Source organism: Streptomyces humi (genome assembly GCF_001005085.2).
Lineage (GTDB): Bacteria > Actinomycetota > Actinomycetes > Streptomycetales > Streptomycetaceae > Streptomyces > Streptomyces humi.
This window is the reverse complement of sequence record NZ_LBMU02000141.1, coordinates 1-5,374: the sequence shown is the minus strand read 5'-3', so window position 1 is coordinate 5,374 and position 5,374 is coordinate 1. Positions and strand designations below refer to the sequence as shown.

At 73.3% G+C, this 5,374-nt stretch carries 6 protein-coding genes; 1 reads left to right on the top strand and 5 read right to left on the bottom strand.

The window, feature by feature from the left end:
* Positions 1–46: 46 nt before the first annotated feature.
* The gene (locus AAW13_RS42960; RefSeq protein WP_046734760.1) at positions 47–643 is read right to left on the bottom strand and encodes a CGNR zinc finger domain-containing protein; all 597 of its coding nucleotides are present in this window, start codon (positions 641–643) and stop codon (positions 47–49) included.
* 279 nt (positions 644–922) lie between these two features.
* Between AAW13_RS42960 and AAW13_RS42955 the strand changes: the two genes are divergently transcribed.
* Positions 923–1,462 (top strand): peptidoglycan-binding domain-containing protein, encoded by a 540-nt coding sequence (locus AAW13_RS42955; RefSeq protein ID WP_046734761.1) that lies wholly within the window; start codon positions 923–925, stop codon positions 1,460–1,462.
* On the opposite strand, the gene AAW13_RS42950 is transcribed toward AAW13_RS42955, so the two are convergent.
* The 4 genes from AAW13_RS42950 to AAW13_RS42935 all read right to left on the bottom strand — a co-directional run bounded on the left by AAW13_RS42950 (position 1,444) and on the right by AAW13_RS42935 (position 5,103).
* Entirely contained in the window at positions 1,444–1,953 is a 510-nt protein-coding gene (locus AAW13_RS42950) for a helix-turn-helix domain-containing protein (RefSeq protein ID WP_071659873.1), read from the bottom strand. The genes AAW13_RS42955 and AAW13_RS42950 overlap by 19 nt on opposite strands.
* Before the next feature lie 220 nt (positions 1,954–2,173).
* Entirely contained in the window at positions 2,174–2,473 is a 300-nt protein-coding gene (locus AAW13_RS42945) for a hypothetical protein (protein WP_046734762.1), read from the bottom strand.
* Positions 2,474–2,483: 10 nt separating this feature from the next.
* Positions 2,484–3,647, bottom strand: coding sequence for a uroporphyrinogen-III synthase (locus AAW13_RS42940; RefSeq protein WP_046734763.1), 1,164 nt, complete (start codon positions 3,645–3,647; stop codon positions 2,484–2,486).
* 88 nt (positions 3,648–3,735) lie between these two features.
* Positions 3,736–5,103, bottom strand: a complete 1,368-nt coding sequence (locus tag AAW13_RS42935; protein WP_046734764.1) for a nitrate/nitrite transporter — start codon at positions 5,101–5,103, stop codon at positions 3,736–3,738.
* Positions 5,104–5,374 lie beyond the last annotated feature (271 nt).

Sequence of the window (5,374 nt, the reverse complement as noted above, 5' to 3'; positions counted from 1 at the left end):
GGCGGGAGGGGCGGTGGGGCGGGTGGGGCGGAGGGGCGGGAGCGGGTCAGGCGCGTGCGAGTGCGGCCCTGCGGCGGTGCCGGGCCACCCGCTCGCGGTTGCCGCAGACCTCGCTGGAGCACCAACGGCGCCTGCGGCCGCGGGAGGTGTCCAGGTACACGAGGGGGCAGTTGTCCCCCTCGCACTCCCGGACCGACGCGCGGGCGACGGGGTCGGTGAGCAGTTCCACGGCGTCCCGGGCGACGGCGGCGAGCAGCGCCGCGCACCCGGGCGGGTCCGCCAACTCCCGTACCAGCGCGCCGTCCTCGCCGGGCACGGCGCGCGGGGCCGGCGGCGCGGCGGCACCGGCCAGCTCGTTGACGCGGGCGAGTGCGAGGTCGTACGGGCGGGTCCGCGCCGCGTTCCGCCCGCGGACCAACTGTTCGACGTGACCGCGCAGTTCACGGAAGCCCAGCAGCCACCCGGTGTCGGCGTGCGGCAGCGGCGTGCCCGGCGGGACGAGCCCGGATCCGGTGATCCAGGCCCGCAACGGCCCGAGCGTGTCGAGCCGTTCGCCGGGGTGCGTGGTCGCCAGCAGATCCAGGCAGACCCGCCCGGCGTCGAAGCGCAGCTCGTAGGGGGCCGCGGCCGTACCCAGTGCCATGTGCCTGTCACCGCCTAGGACAGCGAACCGTGTCCCTTCACAGTGCCCGGCACGACGGGCGGCCGGAACCCCTCGTACCGGTGTTCCACGAGGTTCCCGTACGACCCGCACCCGGTGGGGACGCCCGTGGGTACGGCGTGGGCCGTCCCCGTCCGGTCCCGATGTGCCGGCGGCCCTCGCCGCCACCGCTCAGGACCCCGACTCTGTGTCCTGCGAACGCACGGCGAGCCGCCCCAGGGGGGACCCGCGAGGGACGGCGGTTCAGAGAGGACACGTTTCATGAGCATGCGCACCCGGGTCGTCGCGACGGCGACCGCCGTACTGCTGGGGGCCGCGGGCCTGGCCCTGGCACCGGCCGCGACCGCCGCCGCCCCGCCCTACCACGGCATCGACGGCGGCGGCGGTGTCACCGACGACTGGCAGGACGAGGAGAACCTCGGCGTCGACGACTACCCGGCCGGCAACGCGACGGCCCTGTGGGAGACGGTCCTGTGGGCGGACGGCGCCCAGTACCAGGACGACGACGGCGACTCCCACCCCTTCGAGAAGAGCAGGATCGACGGCTCGTTCGGTCCCGAGACCGAGTCGGCCACGCAGTGGTGGCAGGAGCACTTCGGCCTGTCGGACAACGACGGGGTCGTCACCGAGCAGAGCTGGACCTTCGCCCAGCAGCGGCTCACCGGCCCGACCTCGGCCGGCACCGTCACCTACCACGGCACCGCGCACAACGCGACGCTCAAGCGCGTCAGCAACAAGTACCGGGTACGGATCAAGGGCACCGGCCCCTGGAAGGTCGCGTACTACGACCGGCTGGGCTGACCACACCACCGGGGCGGGCGCCGGACGGGGCGGGCGCCGACAGGGCGGGCGCCGACGGAGCGGCCGCTCGCTCTGCGGGGCAGCGCCCACAGCAGTCCGGCGGCCAGCACCGCGGCGACGGCGGACGCGGCGACGGCGGCCGTCCGCCACCGCCGCTGTCCCACGGGAGACCCGACCGGACCGGCGGACTCGGGCACCACTTCGGCCGTCGGCTCCGACGGCCCCTGGGGCCAGGTCTGTTGGGCCAGTTCCCACAGGGCGAGCATGCGGGTCTGGTCCCCGCCGGCCAGTCGGCTGAGCATCTGCGCGGCGCCCCTCGGCGGCAGTCTGTCCCCGCTCAGATAGCGCTGCCAGGACGACTTGCTGTACGCCGTGCGCCGGGCCAGGCCGGCGAGGCTGAGTCCGGTACGGCCCTTCAGGACCCGCAGATGCTCGACCAACTGCCGTGCCTCACGCGGCAGTGTGGCCGGCAGCGGCTGCCAGCGTGTCATTCCGTCCCCCCGTGGTGCGTGGTCCGGCGCCAGCCTGCCGCCCGGCCGACGGGATCCGGCAGAGCGCACGCCCGCGGACCCGGGGCACGTGCGGTCGCGTACGCGCGTCCGCACGGGACGGCCCGGCGCGCCCGGGAAGGAACGGACCCGAGTGGCGAGCCGACCGCCGGCCGCTACGGCCCGCCGCCGGGAGGGCGCTACCCCCAACGTCGTACGGGGGTCAGCCGGACCGCTCATCCCCCGTGGCGAAGAACCGCCGTACGTACTCCCCCGCGCGCAGCCCGCTCTCCCGCATGAGCGAGAACACCTCGGCCCCCTCGCCGGGCGCCCCGTCCATCCGGAACGCCTCGGCGAACCGCACGTACTCGACGTCGTCCAGCGCCGCGCAGTACACCCGCGCCTCGTCCTCCGCGCGCCCGATCGCCTCGTCCGCCGAGGAGGCGGTCCACAGCGTCACCCGCTCCTCGTACACCCCGAGGGAGACATGCCGGAAGACGCAGCGCACCCCGTACCAATCCACGGGCGCAGTCTCACACGTCGGCGTACTTGGCGTCCGCCGCCGGGTCCAGTGCGAGGCGGTAGCCGCGCTTGACGACGGTCTGGATCAGCTTCGGTGCGCCCAGGGCCGTACGGAGGCGGGCCATCGCCGTCTCCACCGCGTGTTCGTCACGGCCCGCGCCGGGCAGCGCGCGCAGCAGTTCGGCGCGGGCCACCACCCACCCCGGCCGCCGCGAGAGCGCCCGCAGCAGGGACATGCCGGCCGGTGGCACCGGCTTCAGCGCGCCGTCCACGAGGACCGCGTGCCCGCGGATCTCGACCCGGTGCCCGGCGACCGGCAACGCCCGTGCGCGCGACGGAAGTTCCTGGCACAGGAGCTGCACGAGGGGCCCGAGCCGGAAGCGTTCCGGCTGGACCGTGTCGACGCCGAGGGCTTGCAGCGGCAGCGCGGTGACCGGGCCTACGCAGGCGGGTACGACGTCGTGGTTCAGGGCGGCGAGCAGGTCGCCGCGCAGCCCCCGGTCCTCGGCGCGGGACAGCAGCGAGGCCGCGGCGGGCGCGCTGGTGAAGGTGACGGCGTCCACCGAGCGCGAGACCACGGCGTCCAGGAGCCGGTCCACCGGCCCGATGTCCTCCGGCGGCATCCACCGGTACACCGGCACCAGCACCACCTCCGCTCCCGCGGCCCGCAGCGACTCCACGAACCCCGGCAGCGGCTCACCGTGCAGCTGTACGGCGATCCGGCGGCCGTCGACGCCTTCCTCCAGGAGCCGGTCGAGCACCTCGGCCATGGACTCGGAGGACGGCGACCACTCCTCCGTGAGCCCGGCGGCCCGGACGGCCCCCTTCACCTTGGGGCCCCGGGCGAGCAACTCGACGTTCCGCAGCCTTCGCAGCAACTGCTCGCCGAAACCCCAGCCGTCCGCGGCCTCGATCCAGCCCCGGAACCCGATGGCGGTCGTCGCCACGACGACGTCCGGCACCTGGTCGATGATCTCCTTCGTGGCGGCGAGGAGTTCGCCGTCGTCCGCGAGCGGCACGATGCGCAGGGCAGGCGCGTGCAGCACGGCGGCGCCGCGCCGCTGGAGCAGTGCTCCGAGCTCGTCGGCGCGGCGCGCGGCCGTGACCCCCACGGTGAACCCCGCGAGGGGACCGTGCTGACCGCCGTCGTCCGGACGCTGCTGTTCCTCGTACATGGCTGCTCTCCTAGCTGACCCGCATGCGAACCGAGCCTGTCAACGGCGCGTGACAGGCTCGGTTCCGCTTCATGTCACCAGTGTTACGTCACACCTCGGCATAGCTGAGCTGCGCCTTTGCCTCGGAGGCCGCTGTGGAACGCTCCGCGGCGGCCGGCCGGCGAAGGTATACGGCCCAGGTGACGGCGAAGCAGAGGCCGTAGAAGGCCAGGAAGGCGACGAAGGCACCGGTGCCGCTGCCGTAGGAGAGGTACGACTGCCGGAAGGCGAGGTTGATGCCGACGCCGCCGAGCGCGCCGACCGCCCCGATGAGCCCCATGGAGGCCCCGGACAGCCGCCGCCCGTAGGCCACGGCCGCCTCGCCGGTGAGCCCCTTGGCGAGGGCCTTGGCCTGGAAGATCCCGGGGATCATCTTGTACGTCGACCCGTTGCCGAGCCCGCTCAGCACGAACAGCACGACGAAGACGGTGACAAAGAGCGGCAGCGACCCCTCGATGCTGGCGACGATGAGGAGGCCGGTGGCGGCGGCCATGCCGACGTAGTTCCACAGGGTGATCCGCGCGCCGCCGTAGCGGTCGGCGAGCCAGCCGCCGACCGGCCGGATGAGGGAGCCGAGCAGCGGGCCGATGAAGGTCAGGTAGGCCGCCTGGAGCGGGGTACGGCCGAACTGGACCTGGAGCACCTGGCCGAAGGCGAAGGCATAGCCGATGAACGAGCCGAACGTCCCGACGTAGAGGAAGGACATGATCCAGGTGTGGGCGTCCCTGGCGGCGTCGAGCGCGGCGCCGGTGTCGTTCTTCACGGTGGCGAGGTTGTCCATGAAGAGCGCGGCGAGGGCGGCGGCGACGAGGATCAGCGGGATGTAGATGCCGAGCAGCACCCGGGGCCCGCCGCTCGCCCCGATGATCGCGAGGGCCACCAGCTGGATGACGGGCACGCCGATGTTGCCGCCGCCGGCGTTGAGCCCGAGCGCCCACCCCTTCTTCTTCAGCGGGAAGAAGGCGTTGATGTTGGTCATGCTGGAGGCGAAGTTGCCGCCGCCGATGCCGGCCAGCAGCCCGACCAGCAGGAAGGTGCCGAAGGACGTCCCCGGCTTCATCACCGCGAACGCGGCTCCGGTCGGGATCAGCAGCAGGCCGGCGCTGATGATCGTCCAGTTCCGGCCGCCGAAGAGGGCGACGGCGAAGGTGTACGGCACCCGGACGACCGCGCCGACCAGGGTGACCATCGACGTCAGCAGGAACTTGTCCGCCGGGGTGAGCCCGTACTCCGGTCCCATGAACAGCACCAGCACGGACCACATGGTCCAGATCGAGAACCCGATGTGCTCGGAGAGGACGGAGAAGGCCAGGTTCCGCCGGGCGATCTTCTCGCCGGTCGCGTTCCAGAACGTCTCGTCCTCCGGATCCCACTCCTGGATCCAGCGACTACGGGAAGTAGGGGCTGGGGCTGTCATGACGCCTCCACGGTGCTCCGCGTGCTCGGTCTGCCGACTTCGGATGAGTGACTGAGCCCGAAGGTAGGGAGGCGGCGTTTCCGCACTGTGGCTGTGGGTGACCGGAAGGGAACGTTGCTCTCACCCCGGCGCGGGACCGGGTGAGAGGTCCGGGCCGGGCACCGCGTCAGCGGGAGGGGTAGGGCGGTTGCGGGGGCTGCGGGTGGGGCTGCTGGTGGGGCTGCGTGTGGGGCTGCTGCTGATAGGGGCCGGGGGCGTAGGGGCCGGGCTG

What these genes read in the sequence shown, in the direction of transcription:
- AAW13_RS42955 (WP_046734761.1), top strand. Translation starts at nt 923, where the DNA reads ATGAGCATGCGCACCCGGGTCGTCGCGACGGCGACCGCCGTACTGCTG.
- AAW13_RS42950 (WP_071659873.1), bottom strand. Translation starts at nt 1,953, where the DNA reads ATGACACGCTGGCAGCCGCTGCCGGCCACACTGCCGCGTGAGGCACGG.
- AAW13_RS42940 (WP_046734763.1), bottom strand. Translation starts at nt 3,647, where the DNA reads ATGTACGAGGAACAGCAGCGTCCGGACGACGGCGGTCAGCACGGTCCC.
- AAW13_RS42960 (WP_046734760.1), bottom strand. Translation starts at nt 643, where the DNA reads ATGGCACTGGGTACGGCCGCGGCCCCCTACGAGCTGCGCTTCGACGCC.
- AAW13_RS42935 (WP_046734764.1), bottom strand. Translation starts at nt 5,103, where the DNA reads ATGACAGCCCCAGCCCCTACTTCCCGTAGTCGCTGGATCCAGGAGTGG.